We start from the raw sequence: 15,545 nt of genomic DNA on the forward strand, positions 1-15,545 counted from the left end.
CTTAGTTATATTTTCGTGCTCATCCTGTTTCCGCAGGATGAGTGATTTTACGCAACCGGCTCGCGCTGACGACGACCGCTACCGCAGAAGCTGCGGCGGCGACCCACAGCGCAACATGAATTGACCTTTCATCTGCGGCCAGCAGAACGGCCACGGCGGCGGCGCCCAGACACTGCCCGAACGTGCGCATAATGGATAAAACACCGGATGCATAGCTCGCATGCTCACGAATAACGTTGGAAAGCATTTCCCGGTTATTGGGACTCTGAAAGCAGCCAAACCCCACTCCGCACAGCAGACTCCGCAGGCAGATATCCCACACTGAAGGGCGGTCGGGTAATGTTGCCAGCAGGATCAAACCGACGACAAAAATCATCAGCCCCAGGGTGGATATCGCCGGGGCTGAAATCGTGTCTGCCCACCGGCCTGCATGCGGCGCAATCAGTACGATCCCTAGCGGCCACGGCGTAAACAGCAGGGCAGACAACACCGGGCTGTAGCCGTATTCGCTCTGAAAAAGGAAGGGCAGCGCAATAAAGGTGATCCCCTGGCTGACAAAAGCAATCATCGACGTGAAGGCCGCGAGGGTAAAACGTTCATTTTTAAACATCATCGGCGGCAGTAAGGGGTTATCCGCGCGGCGGATCTGCCAGATAAACGCCATGCCGCTCAGCGCAGCGAGCATTGTCCAGCAAAGGCTACCGGGATGATAGTCCTGGAGGCTGTTCGCCGCCATGATCGTCGACCCCAACAGCAGCGCCGACAATATCGCGCCCGGGGTGTCGAAAGGCGCTTGCTTTCGAACCGCATCCCGCGGCAGCGCTTTGACCGCCAGCAGTAAGGCGAGGGTGCCGGGAACAACATTTATCGCAAACAGCCATTGCCAGCTCAGGGTGTGAAGGATCGTCCCGCCCAATACCGGGCCGATAGCGGAACTGGAGGCGATGAGCAGGGCGTGTAACCCCAGAATGCGGCCAAGCAATCGCCCGGGAAATACGGACCGCAGGATTGCGGGGGCAATACTCAGCGTCGCCGCGCCGCCGATCCCCTGAAGCACGCGCATACCGATAAGCATTTCGGGTGTATTCGCCAGCGCGCAACCCAGTGATGTCAGGGTAAAGGTCGTCAGACCTGCCAGAAATACGGGGCGATAACCCAGGCGGGCCGCAAGCGCCGCGAATATCGCCAGCGTCATCGCAGCCGCCAGCAGATACCCGTTGGCGAACCAGACGGCAATACTGGCAGGTACCTGCATCTCCTGAGCCATGGAGGGCAGGGCAATGTTGATCATGGTGCCATCAAACACGCCCATTAAGGTGGTGGTCATAATTGCGGCCATCACCCGTGCGCGCGCCGGGCCAGGCAGTCCTTCGTCGCCGGGTTGACTGGAAAAGAGCGTCATTATGTTGTCCTCTGAGAAGAGTGTATGGATGACAAAACTATAAAGATGGCTTTTACAGGGCGGAAGGCGCACCATTTACACTTTATCGTTGCACGAAACGCCTTATCTGAATGAACAGGAATGAGCGCTATGACCGATCCTGATTTTAATTTACTGATTGCACTCGACATATTGCTGAGCGAAGCGAGTGTCGCAGGTGCAGCACGTCGTCTGAACCTCAGCACCTCGGCCATGAGCCGGACATTAAGCAGGTTACGCGACGTTACAGGCGACCCGATCCTGGTGCGCGCAGGACGTAACATGGTACTAACCCCGTGGGCCGAAGCGACCCGGGATCGCGCCAGACGTGCAGTGCACGAGGCGAGGGCGGTATTGCAGCCCTCAACTGAAACGTTCAGTGCGCAAAGTCTGGCGCGCCTTTTTACCATCAGGGCAAACGATGGTTTTGTGGTGGCGTTTGGGCCTGCGCTTATAGCGGCTGTGGCCGATGCCGCGCCGGACGTCTGTATACGCTTCGCGCCTAAGCCGGAAAAAACGTCGCGCTATCTTCGGGAAGGGCTGGTTGATCTGGAGATTGGCGTCCAGAGCAATATGGGGCCTGAAATACGGCTGCAACGGTTGTTTGAGGATCGGTTTGTGGGCGTCGTGCGTAAGGGACACCCGCTGGCTAAGCAGGCAGAAATAGGCGTGAAGGATTATGTCGCCTGGGGCCATGTGGTTGCGTCACCCGAGGGCGCGTTGCATGGATCCGTTGACGATGCGCTGGCCGAACTGGGGACAAAACGTAAAATCGCCAGCGTCGTACCGGGATTTCCGACGGCGCTCTCCGTGGCGCTGGAATCGGATCTTATCGCCATGATACCCGCGCTCTATTTACTCAATCAGCAGGTAACGGACCAGGTACATCTGTTCGAGCTGCCGTTCAAAGGCCGTCGTATTACGGTATCGCAGATGTGGCACCCAAGAATGGAACGCGACCCTGGTCACCGCTGGCTGAGAGAGCAAATTCTTGCGATATGCGGTGTGGAGAGGTCAGACATGATTAAGGGTTCTGTATAGCGATTGCTATACACAGCGCTTATGCTATGCTTGTAAAGCAATTGCTATACAAGAGGTATACCTATGAAATCAGATGTTCAACTCAATCTCAGAGCCAAAGAATCCCAGCGGGCGCTTATCGATGCCGCCGCAGAGATCCTCCATAAATCACGTACAGACTTCATTCTGGAGATGGCCTGTCAGGCAGCCGAGAATGTGATCCTCGATCGACGTGTATTCAATTTTAACGATGAACAGTATGCAGAGTTCATTGACATGCTCGATGCCCCGGTCGCGGACGATCCTGCCATAGAAAAACTGCTGGCAAGGAAACCTCAGTGGGACGTGTAACAGCACCAGAGCCCTTATCCAGCGTCCATCAACTGGCGGAGTTCGTCAGTGGAGAGGCCGTGCTTGACGAATGGCTAAAACAAAGAGGTCTGAAAAACCAGGCGCTCGGCGCAGCCCGAACGTTTGTCGTTTGTAAAACGGGCACGAAGCAGGTCGCGGGATTTTACTCTCTGGCTACCGGCAGCGTTAACCATACGCAAGCGACAGGTAATCTGCGGCGTAACATGCCGGATCCCATACCCGTGATTATACTTGCCCGTCTGGCTGTGGATGTCTCGTTACGCGGAAACGGGTTGGGAGCCGATTTACTCCACGATGCGGTTTTACGCTGTTATCGGGTAGCTGAGAATATCGGGGTGCGAGCGATCATGGTTCATGCACTCACTGAGGAAGCCAAAGCGTTTTATATCCACCATGGTTTCAAAGCATCGCAGACTCAGGAACGGACACTGTTTCTCAGGCTTCCTCAGTAGAGGCAAAGGGAGGGGGTAGGATGCGATGGGCTTATCTGACGAGGGATAGGCTTCATAATATCCAATTTAACATAATATACATTATGCGCACTAAGATTAATTAAGAACAAATCCAGCCGTTTCGGACCCATCCTTGTTCTGCTCATTCAGCGCATTATGTCCATCGATTCTATGCCCTTAACGTTCATAACTGTCGTTACAGTCTTGCGTGTTCTCTACGGCAGTCACCTGCACATTCTGAAAGCGCAACCCATCCACACCGGAAATTTTCCCGAACTCTGTCGCGTCAATCAAAATACCCTCCAGCGTTAACCCGGCCACAGGACGCTCCGGATACCCCTCAATGAAAAATGCCCGCGAGAAATATTTGTTGTCTGAGCGATGCGCCGACATATTTTTAATCGTCAGTCCGCTGACCGCAGTAAGACCGGCTTCGCCCTCAACACCTTCAGCCAGCTTGCGCCAGTGTTCTGGTTTATCAGATAAATTTCCCCGGTCGCCATAGCTGTACTGCGGAAACCAGTTCAGCTGGATCAGCACCGGAAAACGCACGTCCGTAAGATGTAAATTTTGGACGGTGATATCACGGATAAATCCGCCCCGGTTGCGGGCCGACTTAATGCGAAACCCGACGCCCGTACCGTTAAACGCATTATCTTCTATCAGGACGCGTTCAATGCCGCCTGAGGTTTCGCTCCCCAGCGTGATCCCGGACCCCTTATTCAGCGTACAACCGCGAACCACTATATCCCTAGCGGTACGTGCTTTTTGCGCCGCTTCGCGTCCTCGTCCTGATTTTATGCAGATATTGTCGTCATTACAGGAAACAATGCAGCGTTCAACCCGCACCTGTTCACAGGAATCGATATCAATCCCGTCGGTGCTCGGCCCCGCAGAATTGCTGATTTGCACGCCCTCAACCGTGATATGGCGCGAATAACAAAGATGCATGTTCCAGAATCCGGACTCCCGACTGGTAAAATCACGCAGCAGAATGCTCTGGCTTTCAAAGACCAGAATATTGCGCGGGCGCTGACAGTCGTAATCAACCACCCAGCGCAATCCTCTGGCGCTGTAATCGTCGACCATGCCGCTGCGCTCGTCATCGCCCCAGAAGCGTTGCCACCAGATAACACCCTGCCCGTCTATTGTGCCTGTACCGGTAATACTGACGTTTTCACAATCGATGATATTAATAATGCCTGCCGGCCAGCGCATATCAATGCCGGCCACCCGGGTGTTTATCAATGGATAATCAGCCAGATCCTGGCTTCCAACGAGCTGTGCGCCAGCGTCCAGGCGAAGCGAAACACCGCTTTTCAGGAACAGTGCTCCGGTCAGAAAACGGCCTTGCGGAATAACAATGACATCGTTCTGTTGAGCGCTATTTATGGCCTGCTGAATGGCAGACGTTGACAGGCGTTGCGCGGTTGGGTCCGCGCCGCACGTCAGAATGGAGACCGCTTTCATGGCTTGTCCTTAAACAGATGAAAGCCTTAGTCTAGAAATCCGCGTGAAGGATAACCTTTGTCTGTTTGACAGCCACGCGGTCAGGCTGGCAAAAAAGCAGATATTTACTGGCTTGCGATCACCGCAACGCCCTTTTCTTTCAGAGCGCTCACCCAGCGTTCATCCGTTGTGTTTTCAACAACCAGCGTATTCACCAGCGACAGGTCGCCAATCACAAACGCCGAGGCCGTGTTGATCTTTTCCGGTGAGGCCAATACCACCGTTTCCGCCGCTCTGCCGGAAAATGCACGTTTGATGCACGCTTCTTCATAATCTCCGGTGGTCAGCCCGGCCTCAGGATGGACGCCAGTGACCCCCATGAAGAACAGATCCGCATGAATATTATTGATGCCTTCAATAGCGGCCGCGCCGACCGTGACGATGGAGTGTTTATACAAACGACCACCAATCAGGATCACCTCTATGCATGGATGGTCGACCAGCCCCAAAGCGATACCCGGGCTGTGCGTCACCACGGTTATCCGTAAATCGGGTGGTAAGAACGTAATAAGTTCGGAGGTGGTCGTCCCGCCATCAATGATCACCACCTGCCCCGGTGAAATGAGCTGCGCGCCTCGCCGTGCCACGCGTTTTTTTGCATCCATTTTAACGGACTGACGCTCGGCAAAAGGCGCAATCGCTGACGATGCTGGCAGTGCGCCGCCGTGAACACGCTGCAAACGCCCTTCTGCCGCCAGTTCACGTAAATCCCGGCGGATAGTGTCCTCAGACACCGAGAAAAAGAGGCTGAGCGCAGTAGACTGGACCTGACCTTCCGCCTCCAGTTTTTCCAGAATCAACTGTTTACGCTGGCTTGTGAGCATGAATTATTCCTGTTATTGCACGATGTGCCTTGTATTTGCACGATAGTGCTGTTTATGATGCTTACTCTACGAGAGGAGAGCCAAACGTGCAATCAAAACGTGCAGATATACGCATTATCAACAGCGAAACGTTGTCCGACAACTGGTATAACCTGAAAAAATATACTTTTGACCTCCAGCGCAGCGATGGCGACTGGCAGCGACAAGAGCGTGAAGTGTATGACCGGGGGAATGGCGCGACGATCCTGCTCTATAATCGCGACAGCAAAACCGTCATTCTGACGCGTCAGTTCCGTTTCCCGGTGTTTATAAATGGTCACGAAGAGGATCTCATTGAGGCGGCCGCCGGGTTGCTCGATAACCTTGACCCGGAAAGCCGGATTAAGGCCGAAGCGGAAGAAGAAACCGGGTATAAGGTGACGCGCGTAGAGAAAATTTTTGAGGCCTATATGAGCCCGGGCTCGGTTACCGAGAAACTCTACTTCTATCTGGCGGAATATCACCCGCAGGATCGGACCAGCGCGGGCGGAGGCGTTAAAGCAGAGGGAGAAGATATCGACGTACTGGAAATGACGCTGGACGACGCGCTTCGGGGCATTGAAAATGGGCAGATTGTCGACGGAAAAACCATCATGCTGCTCTATCACCTGGCCCTCAAAGGCATTTTATAATCTCACCATTAGCCAGATACCTGCCCCGGCGCAGGTATTTGCCTGTGCTATTCTTGCTGAACACCTCAACATGGAGATGCGAAAATGGCCGACTGGGATCCCTCTCTTTATCTACAGTACAGCGCAGAACGCACACGTCCCGCCGCTGAGTTACTCGCCCGGGTGCCGCTTGCTGACATAACCTCTGGCGTGGATTTGGGCTGCGGGCCAGGCAACAGCACCGCGCTGCTGAAACAGCGCTGGCCTTCTGCGCAGATCGCCGGCGTGGATAACTCCCCGGCCATGCTGGAGGAAGCCCGACAGGCCCTGCCAGACTGCCACTTTGTTGAGGCGGATATCCGGCACTACAAACCTGACCAGCCGCTCAGCCTGATCTACGCCAACGCCTCACTGCAATGGATCCCGGACCATTACCACCTTCTGCCACACCTGGTTTCGCTGCTCCAGTTAAACGGCGTGCTGGCGGTGCAAATGCCTGACAACTGGCTTGAGCCGACGCATGCCCTGATGCGTGAAGTTGCCTGGGAACAGGGCTACCCCGATCGTGGCCGCGAGCCATTGCCGGGTATCCATGCCTACTACAATATTCTGACGGAAGCGGGATGCGACGTGGATATCTGGCGCACCACTTACTTCCATCAGATGAGCTCTCATCAGGCGATTATTGACTGGGTCAGCGCGACAGGGTTACGCCCGTGGTTACAGGAACTCAACGAAAGCGAGCAGAAAAACTATCTGAAACGCTATCTTGAGCTGCTGGAAGAGCAGTATCCGCTCCAGGAGAACGGGCAGATACTGCTGGCTTTTCCGCGCCTGTTTTTGGTGGCTCAGCGGGTTCCGTAAGCCGGATCAGGAACGCGCTTCCCTGAGCAACTGCTGAATCACGGCCTCCTGCTTGTCATAGCTCCCCTCGCCAAACGCGGTGTAACGCAGTTGCCCTTTCGCATCGAAATAGTAATGTGCTGGCCAGTACTGATTTCCGAACGCGCTCCAGATTTTGTAGTTATTATCCGTCACTACGCGGTACGGCAGCTGCCATTTGTTGACCGCGTTTTTCACCGATGATAACGGCTTTTCCCAGGGGTATTCCGGGGTGTGGACGCCAATCACTACCAGACCTTCAGACTGATATTTCATCGCCCAGTCACGCACGTGCGGAAGCGTATGCTGGCAGTTGATACAGTCCCAGGTCCAGAAATCGATAAGCACAACTTTCCCCCGCAAGGCCTCAGACGTGACAGGGTCACCGTTTACCCAACCCGTACCGCCGCTTAATGACGGTAGCTGGCTGCTCGGCATCGCGTCAGCGACCGGTTGCAGTTTCACCTGCGTGGAGGTGGGTTGCGCAAGGCTCAACAGGGCATTTTCCAGCTGGTCGGCAATACCGTTGGCACCTTTCAGGGCTGAGGTCATCCCGCTGGCGTTGAACGCAACGGCGGCTAACATCATCACTCCCGCTCCCTGACGCAAACGCGCCATCAATGCGGATTTGGCTCTCAGGGGGGTTATCAGCTTACGGCCCCCCGCGACAAGCAGCCCCAGCATCAACGCGCACCCACTGCCGTAAGCGGCTAACAGCGCTCCGGTTGCGATGGCCGAGTGGCCCGCAATATTAATGCTGAAGATCGCCCCGAGAATCGGTCCGGCACAGGGGGACCACAGCAGCCCGACGGCCAGCCCTGCCAGAAAAGCCGAAACCAGGCCGCGTCGCTGCATGCTGTGGGTGTTGAGAACGTTTCCCGCGCTGACCGCCGGGCGGGCAATGCGCTGAGCGAACTGCGGAAAGATCAGGGCCAGGGCGGCAATGCTCAATACCAACAGCGCAATCCAGCGACCGATAATGGTGGCGTCAGCGATCCACTCGCTGGCAACCGTTACTACCATCGCCACCAACGTGAACATCACAATCATTCCCGCCAGAAGCGCCAGAATGTGTTTGCGCTGCCCCTGAAAGCCAGCGAACAGCAGAGGAATGACGGGAAGCGTGCACGGACTGAGCAGGCTAATCATGCCGCCTAAAAAAGCGATTATCAGAAACATAACGACCTCACGATACGGTTGCTGCGAAGGTGCAGTGAGGTCATTTCATCGTACGAATGTGTTCAGGCCGTGTTTGAAAAGCTGGATTTTGTCTGCCTGCGTATCGGCGCGGGGTGCAGATACACAGGCGTACAATTAACCGCGCGGAAGGATCACGCTTACGGCCAGCCCTCCCTCTGCCCGGTTTGCAAGATGCAATTTCCCGTCAAGCTGGGCGGTGAGCTGCGCGGCAATGGCGAGGCCTAACCCGGTGCCGCCCGTTTCCCGGTTGCGCGACGTTTCAACCCGGTAGAACGGCTGTAACACCGCCTCCAGTTCTGCCTCCGGGATGCCAGAGCCGTTATCCATAATGCGGATCGCTACCTGCCTTTCATCTTCATCAATCTCTATTACCGCGCTATCGCCAAACTTCAGCGCATTATCGAGCAGATTGGTCATTACCCTGCGCAATGCCTGGGGACGAGTGACGATCGGCAGACGCGCATTGCGTGCATGAAACTGCACGTTTTTACCAATGTCCTGATAATCACTGGCGATGCTGTTAACCCACGCATTCAGCTCCAGCTTCAGCGTGGTCTCTTCCAGAGATTCTGATGACCGGGCATAGGCAATCCCCTCCCGTACCAGGCGCGACATATTATCCAGGTCGCTCAGCAGCTTATCGCGGAGTTCGGGCTGATCCGCCATTTCGATCCGCAGCTTCATGCGCGTGATGGGCGTCTGGAGATCGTGAGAAATGGACGCCAGAATCTGCGCGCGTTCACGCAGATAGGTCTGTATCCGCGACTGCATCTCATTAAAAGCGTGCGCTGCCTGGCGCACCTCAACCGGACCTTTTTCAGTCATCGGAGAATGGGCCGCAGGATCGAGGGAATCAACCGCGCGCGTGAATTGCAGGAAGGGCCGGACAACCTGGCGCACGGCAACCCAGGAGCAGAGCGCGACAAGTAACAGCTGAAGAACCAGCACCACGGGCAACCAGCTGGCGACAGGCGGCATGCGCGGGATCAGATCGATGGTGAGCGGTGCGCCGTCGCGGAGCGTCAGATGGGCCTGAATATGGGAAATCGGCCCTGGCACCGCCGTAAACTGAAGCGGATATTGGGCTGAAAGCGTCTCTTTCAGGGTGCGAATCGCATCCCGCGAGCGCTTGTCCGTTGGCGCGGCGCCTGCCTCGCCGGGGCCAAGGATATAACGATAATTACCGCGACTGAGCCGTTCCAGCCACTCTGGCCGCTCTTTGGCCGGAAGCCGGTCGAGAATGGCCACGCTGGTCGCCACGTCGTTCTCAAGATTGCCCAGCATAACCGTGCGCGCGCTGCGCATTCGCTCAACCATGACCAGCGTCAGGCTGAGCGCGTTAGCCAGCAAGAGCCCGAGCAGCACAATGATCAGCAGCCGGGCCAGTAAGGTGCGGGGCCATAGCGTCATTCATTGGCCTCGACGATGGTCACCGGCATGGTAAAAACGTAGCCTTCGCTGCGAACGGTTTTAATGTAGGCGGGCGTGCGGGCATCTTCATTCAGACGCTGTCGCACGCGGCTCACCAGGAGATCAATCGAACGCTCAAACAGCTCGGCATCACGTCCCTGCGTCAGGTTCAGCAGCTGGTCGCGGGTCAGCACCCGTTGAGGATGATCGAGGAATACGCGCAAAAGGCGATATTCCGCCCCGCTGAGCGCCACAACCATACCCTCGTTATCAATCAGATGACGCGCCACGGTATCCAGCTGCCATTCCCCGAACACCACCAGGCGCCCTGCCTCGGTCACCTGAAGATTAGGCGGCATAGTACGAAAACGACGCAGGATAGCTTTGATACGCGCCAGCAGTTCGCGGGCCACAAACGGTTTCACCACGTAATCGTCGGCGCCCATCTCCAGCCCCAGGATGCGGTCCGTGTCCTCGTTGCGCGCGGTGAGCATCAGGATCGGCAGATCCTTATGCCTGCTGCTGCGCAGCTGTCGACACAGCGTCAGGCCATCATCGCCGGGCATCATCACGTCCAGCACCACCAGGTCGATATGCTGTTTGTCGAGCACTACGCGCATCTCTTTCCCGTTCGCCGCGCCAGAGGCGTGGTAGCCGGATTTCACGAGGTAATCGACAATCAGCTCACGAATATCCCTGTCGTCATCGACGACAAGGATGTGATCAATATGCTCCACCGCAGGCTCCCTGATTAAGAGGTAACGGATTGAAAATAGCACATATCAGAGCTTATCCGCGTCGACAACCGCGTTAACAAAGTCCTGCGGATCTTCCTGCGGCGGGTTGTGGCCAACCGTTGCGCCGAAAGTACGGTGCTCATATTTTCCGGTGAATTTCCCCGCATAGGCGGCGGGTGCAGGATGTGGTGCTCCGTTGTTACCGCCCTCGATGGTGATGGTCGGCACCGTAATGTTCGGCAGCGTAGCCAGCTTTTGTTCGTAGGCGTCATATTTCTGCTCACCCTTCTCCAGCCCCAGACGCCAGCGGTAATTACTGAGCGTGACGGCAACGTGGTCCGGATTATCGAGGGATTTGGCGCTGGCATTGAAGGTGGCATCGCTGAATTTCCAGTCAGGCGAAGCCTGAGACCAGATCAACCGGGCAAAATCGTGCGTATTTTTAGCATAGCCTTCCGCACCGCGTGGCGTGGCGAAATAGAACTGATACCACCACTGAACCTCTGCCTTCGGCGGTAAAGGCTGTTTGCCAATCGCCTGGCTGCTGATCAGGTAACCACTCACCGAGACCAGCGATTTCACGCGTTCCGGCCAGAGCGCCGCAACGATATCCGCCGTACGCGCCCCCCAGTCATAACCGGCAAACACCGCCTGTCTGATATTCAGGGCGTCCATCAGGTTGACGATGTCTTTTGCCATCGCCGCAGGCTGGCCGTTTCGCGGCGTTTTTTCAGAAATAAAGCGCGTGGTGCCGTACCCGCGCAGGGACGGCACAATGACACGATACCCCTTCGCAGCCAGCGCGGGGGCCACGTCTGCATAACTGTGAATGTCGTACGGCCAGCCATGCAGCAGGATCACCGGTTGCCCCTCTTTTGGCCCGATATCGACGTAACCGACGTTCAAATCGCCAGCGTTAATCTGTTTAACCTGGTTAAAGGCCGACGCGTAATCCTTACCCGTCGCTTCTGCCTGACAGGACATCACGATGCCAAGTGAAACGGTCAGGGCGACGGCTGAGTATGCGAGTTTATTAAACATGATGTTATCTCCGGGTAAGTTCAGTTGACGGAGATATAACACCATGCGTTTGTATAGGAGATGTGTGCGGATGCGGTTTTATTGCATACCTGTGTATGTATCACAGACGCAGATACAGTGTGATACAAACCCGGTTAAGGGGTGATTCGGTACCGGACGTAATCGTCGGCTTCACCATAGTGGTCATACAGCTTACGCGCCGGATTGTGCATGCGGGTTACCCAGTATAGTTTTGACCACCCTTCCCGCTTACCCTCATCGATCAGGGCGTCGATAAGCGCTTTACCCGCCCCTGCGCCACGTTCGGCAGCGTCAACAAATAGATCTTCCAGATAGGGGTAAGTTCGGATATCGAAAATTATGTACGTTAAGGTTAATTTTTTGCCATCACGTCATTAGTATATTCACAAACAGACTCGCCATTATTGACTGTATGCTGGAGATTCAGCTCCGTTAAGTAGCCGTCTGCCAGATACAAAACCCGGTCTGCAGAGGCTATGGTTTCCGGGCGATGGGCTATCAGCAGAACAGGAAGCCCCAGTTGACGTAAGGTCTGGCTTATCCGGATTTCACTCTCAACATCAAGGTGGCTGGTCGCTTCATCCAGTAACAGGAATCCCGGTTTCTTGTACAACGCCCTTGCCAGCAGAATGCGTTGTTTTTGTCCTCCGGAAAGCCCTCCGCCGGTTTCACCAATCAGCGTCTGATACCCCATCGGCATTGCCATAACATCGCTGTCGATAAGTGCCAGTCTTGCGCACTGGATCATTCGTTCATAATTTCGGTCATCACTGAAAAAAATAATGTTATCTGCTACAGAACCTTTGAAAAGATGGTCATCCTGCAGTACGGTACCGATACGCTGACGAACCTGAAAATAATCCGGATGCGTATGCAATATGCCAAATGCCCTGATCCTGCCCTCATCAGGGATGTGGATCCCAAGGATAAGCTTCACCAGTGTCGTTTTCCCGCATCCGGATTTACCTGTAATGGCAACGACTTCTCCGGGATTGAGTGTCAGCGACACCCCGCCGATTATCGGATTTTCCCCTCCCTTGTGGCTGAAGATGATGTGCTCAAGTACTAGAGGAGCATGAGCATATTCATCCATCTCCCTGCGGGATACAGAAGGAATGTGCGAAGCGTTGTTATGCTCACGAAAAGGCTGTTGCTGAAGGCCTTCTGTCGGGGTCAGTACAATATCAGCCAGTCGTTCGTTGTAAACATCGAGCATACGCCAGGAAAAAAACTTATCAGTCAGGCTACTGATACTGGAAGAAAAACGCGTCTGATAGGATAAATAAGCAACCAGCATGCCGACGGTGAAGGTTCCATTCAATACCTCCCCGGCGCCTTTCCACAAAATGATTGCTGATACCACGCTGCCGGTAAGAGTGTGAGCAATGTCATAGCACATCAGCAGACGGCTCTGACGCAACTGCGTATTTCTGCGGGCAACGTTGAGATTCAGCCAGGCGGCCTCACGATGTGCCGTCACACCGTTAATTCTCAGGCTGAGGATCCCGTTGAGTGTTTCAAGAAAATGCCCGGACTCCTTGGCACCTGCATCCCAGGCATCTTCTGCCGACTGTCGAAGGGACGGATACCACAGTGCCCTCAACACACCATAGAAAATGGCTGCAAGTACGGCGATCAATGTCATTTCAGGACTGTACAGCAGCATCATGCAAAGCGCAGTCACCACGAGCAACACATCCAGAATACCTTCCAGCACTTGCGTAGTCAGCGCCTGCTGGATGGTATCTACCGCCTCAAAACGAGCATTAATACTCCCCTTACTGCGTGCATCAAACCAGGCCAGAGGAAGATGGACCAGATGATGGAAAACCCGTGCTGTCCACTGCATGTTAAAATTGACGGACAGTGTAATACTCGCCCACTGGCGGGCCAGTGACAGCAGCATCTGGGTCAGTGACATCAGCAGAAGCGCAATAATAATGACGGTCAACAAACTCTGGTCGGCAGCCACCAGGACTTCATCAATCACCAGCTGGTTGAGAAGCGGGCTTCCCAGTGTCAGGATTTCGAGTGCCACGGCAAAAACGATAATTCGCGACATTGCCGACAACAGACCCGGTGTTTTACCTGTCAGTTGGCGCAGATGGATTTTTTTCCTTTCATCCCGAGCGGTAAAATCACTGGCTGGCATCAGCTCCAGCGCGACGCCGGTGAAATGTTTTCCAGCATCCTGTAGGGAGAGCGTTACTTTTCCCTTTTCCGGATCATGAATAACCAGCCTGCTTCCGCGAACTTTATGTAGCACAACAAAATGATTCATGTTCCAGTGGAGAATACACGGGAGAGAAAGGGATCTTAGGTCCTCAAGCTCCAGCCGAACTGCCCGGCTGGATAATCCGATACCGGCCGCACATTCAGTCAGTCTCTGCAGGGTCATCCCTTGTGAGCTGATACTGAAACGTTCGCGCAGTGTGGGTAAGTCTGTTTGCAGACCATGCCAGCAGGCCATCATGACCAGGCATGCCAGACCACATTCCGCTGACTCTGTCTGTCGGGTGAGAGGAAGCTTTTTTCTCCCGGTCCATTTAAGTGTATCCATCACAGCTTTCCTTTCAGGCTCCAGAGCGGCTCAGTCAGCCACTCCCACAAATTGCGGGTATCCAGGCTGACATCCCCCTCAAGAACCATGCCGGGGCGCAGGGCTTCCTGTTTCCCATAAGCCAGAATAAAAGTATTTTCAGGTTCAACGATGACGCGGTAATGACCTTCATTCTCCTTCCAGGTCACAGGAGATACGGAGAGTAAATCAGAAGATGTCAGCGTTGTATGGCTTATTTCACGGATAGTCCCGTACTGCACACCAAACTTCTGATAGGGGAAGGCAGAGAACCGCAGGGCAACACGCTGCCCCGCCTGAATAAAGCCAGCATTCTGACTGGTAGCATAGAGTTCTATCTGCAAACGGGCATTGTCGGGAATGAGGGTCATGACAGGTTCAGATGCCCTGACAGACTGTCCCTGTCTGACCAGCACGGCAGCAACGGTTCCGGATACCGGTGAACTCAGCGTGAAATTTTCCTTACCTGCCAGTTCGTCCTGCTGTTGCCTGATCACCTGCAACTGCCTGTCCATTTCAGCCTTCCGGCTTTCACCCTGAACGATGAGATGGTCAAGGTCGTCTTTAGCAGCCTCCATCGCGGTGTGCAGTTGCAGAAGCCCCTGACGCTGATCCTCAACGTTTTGCTGTGACGTTGAAACGTCAATCTGCTTCTGCTGGTATTCGATATCTGATACGTAATGCGTATCAGCAAGTTTCTTATAGCGCTCCATAACAGACACGGCCAGCGCAGCCTGATGCACGGCAAGTGACAGACGCTTTTCTGCACTTTTAACCTGAGGTTTCAGGGAAACTATTCGCTGTTGTATGGCATGCTGCTGCTGACTGTTGTCACGCAATTCCAGGGTCTGTTGAGAAGTCAGCATTGTAAACTGAGTTTGTAGGGAAAGTCTTATAGCAGCGAGTGTACCTGCCCCCTGTTCGTTGAAATGTTCACCGCTGATATGATAAAGAGTCTCACCGGCAATAATGTGTTGACCTTCTGAGGCGGTCAATTTGGTTACGTAGCCAGCATATTGAGGAGTGATTTTTACCAGCCCGGATGAGGGCATAACGATTCCGGAAAGGTGAGCCTTACGTGTATAGCTACCATAAAGAATAAAGAGTATCAGGCACAGAAATATGAATAACGTTGTGAGTGCGCTTACTGATAAACCGAATGACGCAGGTAAGACAATCTCACCATAATCAGAATCTGTTTGATGATTTAAAGCCTCTTCCCTGAAGATATTCATATCCCAAATACCCTTCAAAAATTTAACGACAAAACAAAAGCATTCATGCACGAATGAATTATAATAGGATAAAAAAGCCCTCTGCTTCTTATTCTAACTATTAATAGCAATATTGACACCAAAAAAAGAATGGATTGATCTAAAATGTTATAATACTGTCCATGCATCAGACAAAAAGACAATGAAGTCAATAT

At 54.1% G+C, this 15,545-nt stretch carries 16 protein-coding genes; 5 read left to right on the forward strand and 11 right to left on the reverse strand.

Annotated elements, in window-relative coordinates; genetic code table 11:
- Window positions 1-19: 19 nt before the first annotated feature.
- Complete coding sequence (locus INF61_RS13430) at window positions 20-1,402, reverse strand: MFS transporter (RefSeq protein WP_193547831.1); 1,383 nt, start codon at window positions 1,400-1,402, stop codon at window positions 20-22.
- A gap of 129 nt (window positions 1,403-1,531) precedes the next feature.
- Between INF61_RS13430 and INF61_RS13435 the strand changes: the two genes are divergently transcribed.
- From INF61_RS13435 to INF61_RS13445, 3 genes are all read left to right on the forward strand, one after another.
- Window positions 1,532-2,461, forward strand: a complete 930-nt coding sequence (locus tag INF61_RS13435) for a LysR family transcriptional regulator (RefSeq protein WP_063847896.1) — start codon at window positions 1,532-1,534, stop codon at window positions 2,459-2,461.
- Between the two features lie 63 nt (window positions 2,462-2,524).
- A complete protein-coding gene (locus INF61_RS13440; RefSeq protein ID WP_003857131.1) occupies window positions 2,525-2,791 on the forward strand; it encodes a DUF1778 domain-containing protein in 267 nt (88 codons plus the stop codon).
- A complete protein-coding gene (locus INF61_RS13445; RefSeq protein WP_003857133.1) occupies window positions 2,779-3,264 on the forward strand; it encodes a GNAT family N-acetyltransferase in 486 nt (161 codons plus the stop codon). The genes INF61_RS13440 and INF61_RS13445 overlap by 13 nt, the downstream gene beginning before the upstream one ends.
- 177 nt (window positions 3,265-3,441) lie before the next feature.
- On the opposite strand, the gene INF61_RS13450 is transcribed toward INF61_RS13445, so the two are convergent.
- A complete protein-coding gene (locus INF61_RS13450) occupies window positions 3,442-4,734 on the reverse strand; it encodes a glycosyl hydrolase family 28 protein (RefSeq protein WP_193547832.1) in 1,293 nt (430 codons plus the stop codon).
- A 104-nt stretch (window positions 4,735-4,838) separates the two neighbouring features.
- A complete protein-coding gene (locus INF61_RS13455) occupies window positions 4,839-5,597 on the reverse strand; it encodes a DeoR/GlpR family DNA-binding transcription regulator (RefSeq protein WP_015570520.1) in 759 nt (252 codons plus the stop codon).
- Window positions 5,598-5,683: 86 nt separating this feature from the next.
- Between INF61_RS13455 and INF61_RS13460 the strand changes: the two genes are divergently transcribed.
- Both INF61_RS13460 and tam read left to right on the forward strand, forming a co-directional pair.
- Window positions 5,684-6,268 carry an NUDIX domain-containing protein gene (locus INF61_RS13460; protein WP_017382349.1) on the forward strand — a complete coding sequence of 195 codons (585 nt, stop codon included), beginning with the start codon at window positions 5,684-5,686 and terminating at the stop codon, window positions 6,266-6,268.
- An 84-nt stretch (window positions 6,269-6,352) separates the two neighbouring features.
- Window positions 6,353-7,111, forward strand: a complete 759-nt coding sequence (gene tam / locus INF61_RS13465) for a trans-aconitate 2-methyltransferase (protein ID WP_193547833.1) — start codon at window positions 6,353-6,355, stop codon at window positions 7,109-7,111.
- A 6-nt stretch (window positions 7,112-7,117) separates the two neighbouring features.
- Here tam and INF61_RS13470 read toward each other — a convergent pair whose 3' ends face one another.
- The 8 genes from INF61_RS13470 to INF61_RS13505 all read right to left on the reverse strand — a co-directional run bounded on the left by INF61_RS13470 (window position 7,118) and on the right by INF61_RS13505 (window position 15,542).
- On the reverse strand, window positions 7,118-8,308 hold the full coding sequence (locus tag INF61_RS13470) for a cytochrome c biogenesis protein/redoxin (RefSeq protein ID WP_193547834.1): 1,191 nt from the start codon (window positions 8,306-8,308) through the stop codon (window positions 7,118-7,120).
- A gap of 135 nt (window positions 8,309-8,443) precedes the next feature.
- Complete coding sequence (locus tag INF61_RS13475) at window positions 8,444-9,739, reverse strand: ATP-binding protein (RefSeq protein ID WP_193547835.1); 1,296 nt, start codon at window positions 9,737-9,739, stop codon at window positions 8,444-8,446.
- Complete coding sequence (locus INF61_RS13480; protein WP_022651194.1) at window positions 9,736-10,476, reverse strand: response regulator; 741 nt, start codon at window positions 10,474-10,476, stop codon at window positions 9,736-9,738. Before INF61_RS13480 ends, INF61_RS13475 begins: the two co-directional genes overlap by 4 nt.
- Window positions 10,477-10,521: 45 nt before the next feature.
- Window positions 10,522-11,517 (reverse strand): alpha/beta fold hydrolase, encoded by a 996-nt coding sequence (locus INF61_RS13485; protein WP_047719556.1) that lies wholly within the window; start codon window positions 11,515-11,517, stop codon window positions 10,522-10,524.
- Between the two features lie 134 nt (window positions 11,518-11,651).
- The gene (locus INF61_RS13490) at window positions 11,652-11,879 is read right to left on the reverse strand and encodes a GNAT family N-acetyltransferase (protein WP_370553060.1); all 228 of its coding nucleotides are present in this window, start codon (window positions 11,877-11,879) and stop codon (window positions 11,652-11,654) included.
- An 11-nt stretch (window positions 11,880-11,890) separates the two neighbouring features.
- Window positions 11,891-14,098 carry a peptidase domain-containing ABC transporter gene (locus INF61_RS13495; protein WP_193547836.1) on the reverse strand — a complete coding sequence of 736 codons (2,208 nt, stop codon included), beginning with the start codon at window positions 14,096-14,098 and terminating at the stop codon, window positions 11,891-11,893.
- On the reverse strand, window positions 14,098-15,351 hold the full coding sequence (locus INF61_RS13500) for an HlyD family secretion protein (protein WP_047726556.1): 1,254 nt from the start codon (window positions 15,349-15,351) through the stop codon (window positions 14,098-14,100). Before INF61_RS13500 ends, INF61_RS13495 begins: the two co-directional genes overlap by 1 nt.
- 14 nt (window positions 15,352-15,365) lie before the next feature.
- On the reverse strand, window positions 15,366-15,542 hold the full coding sequence (locus tag INF61_RS13505; RefSeq protein WP_174411689.1) for a type II CAAX prenyl endopeptidase Rce1 family protein: 177 nt from the start codon (window positions 15,540-15,542) through the stop codon (window positions 15,366-15,368).
- Between the last annotated feature and the right edge of the window lie 3 nt (window positions 15,543-15,545).

It is taken from the genome of Enterobacter cloacae complex sp. P18RS (assembly GCF_014982105.1).
Taxonomy (GTDB): Bacteria; Pseudomonadota; Gammaproteobacteria; order Enterobacterales; family Enterobacteriaceae; genus Enterobacter; species Enterobacter hormaechei_C.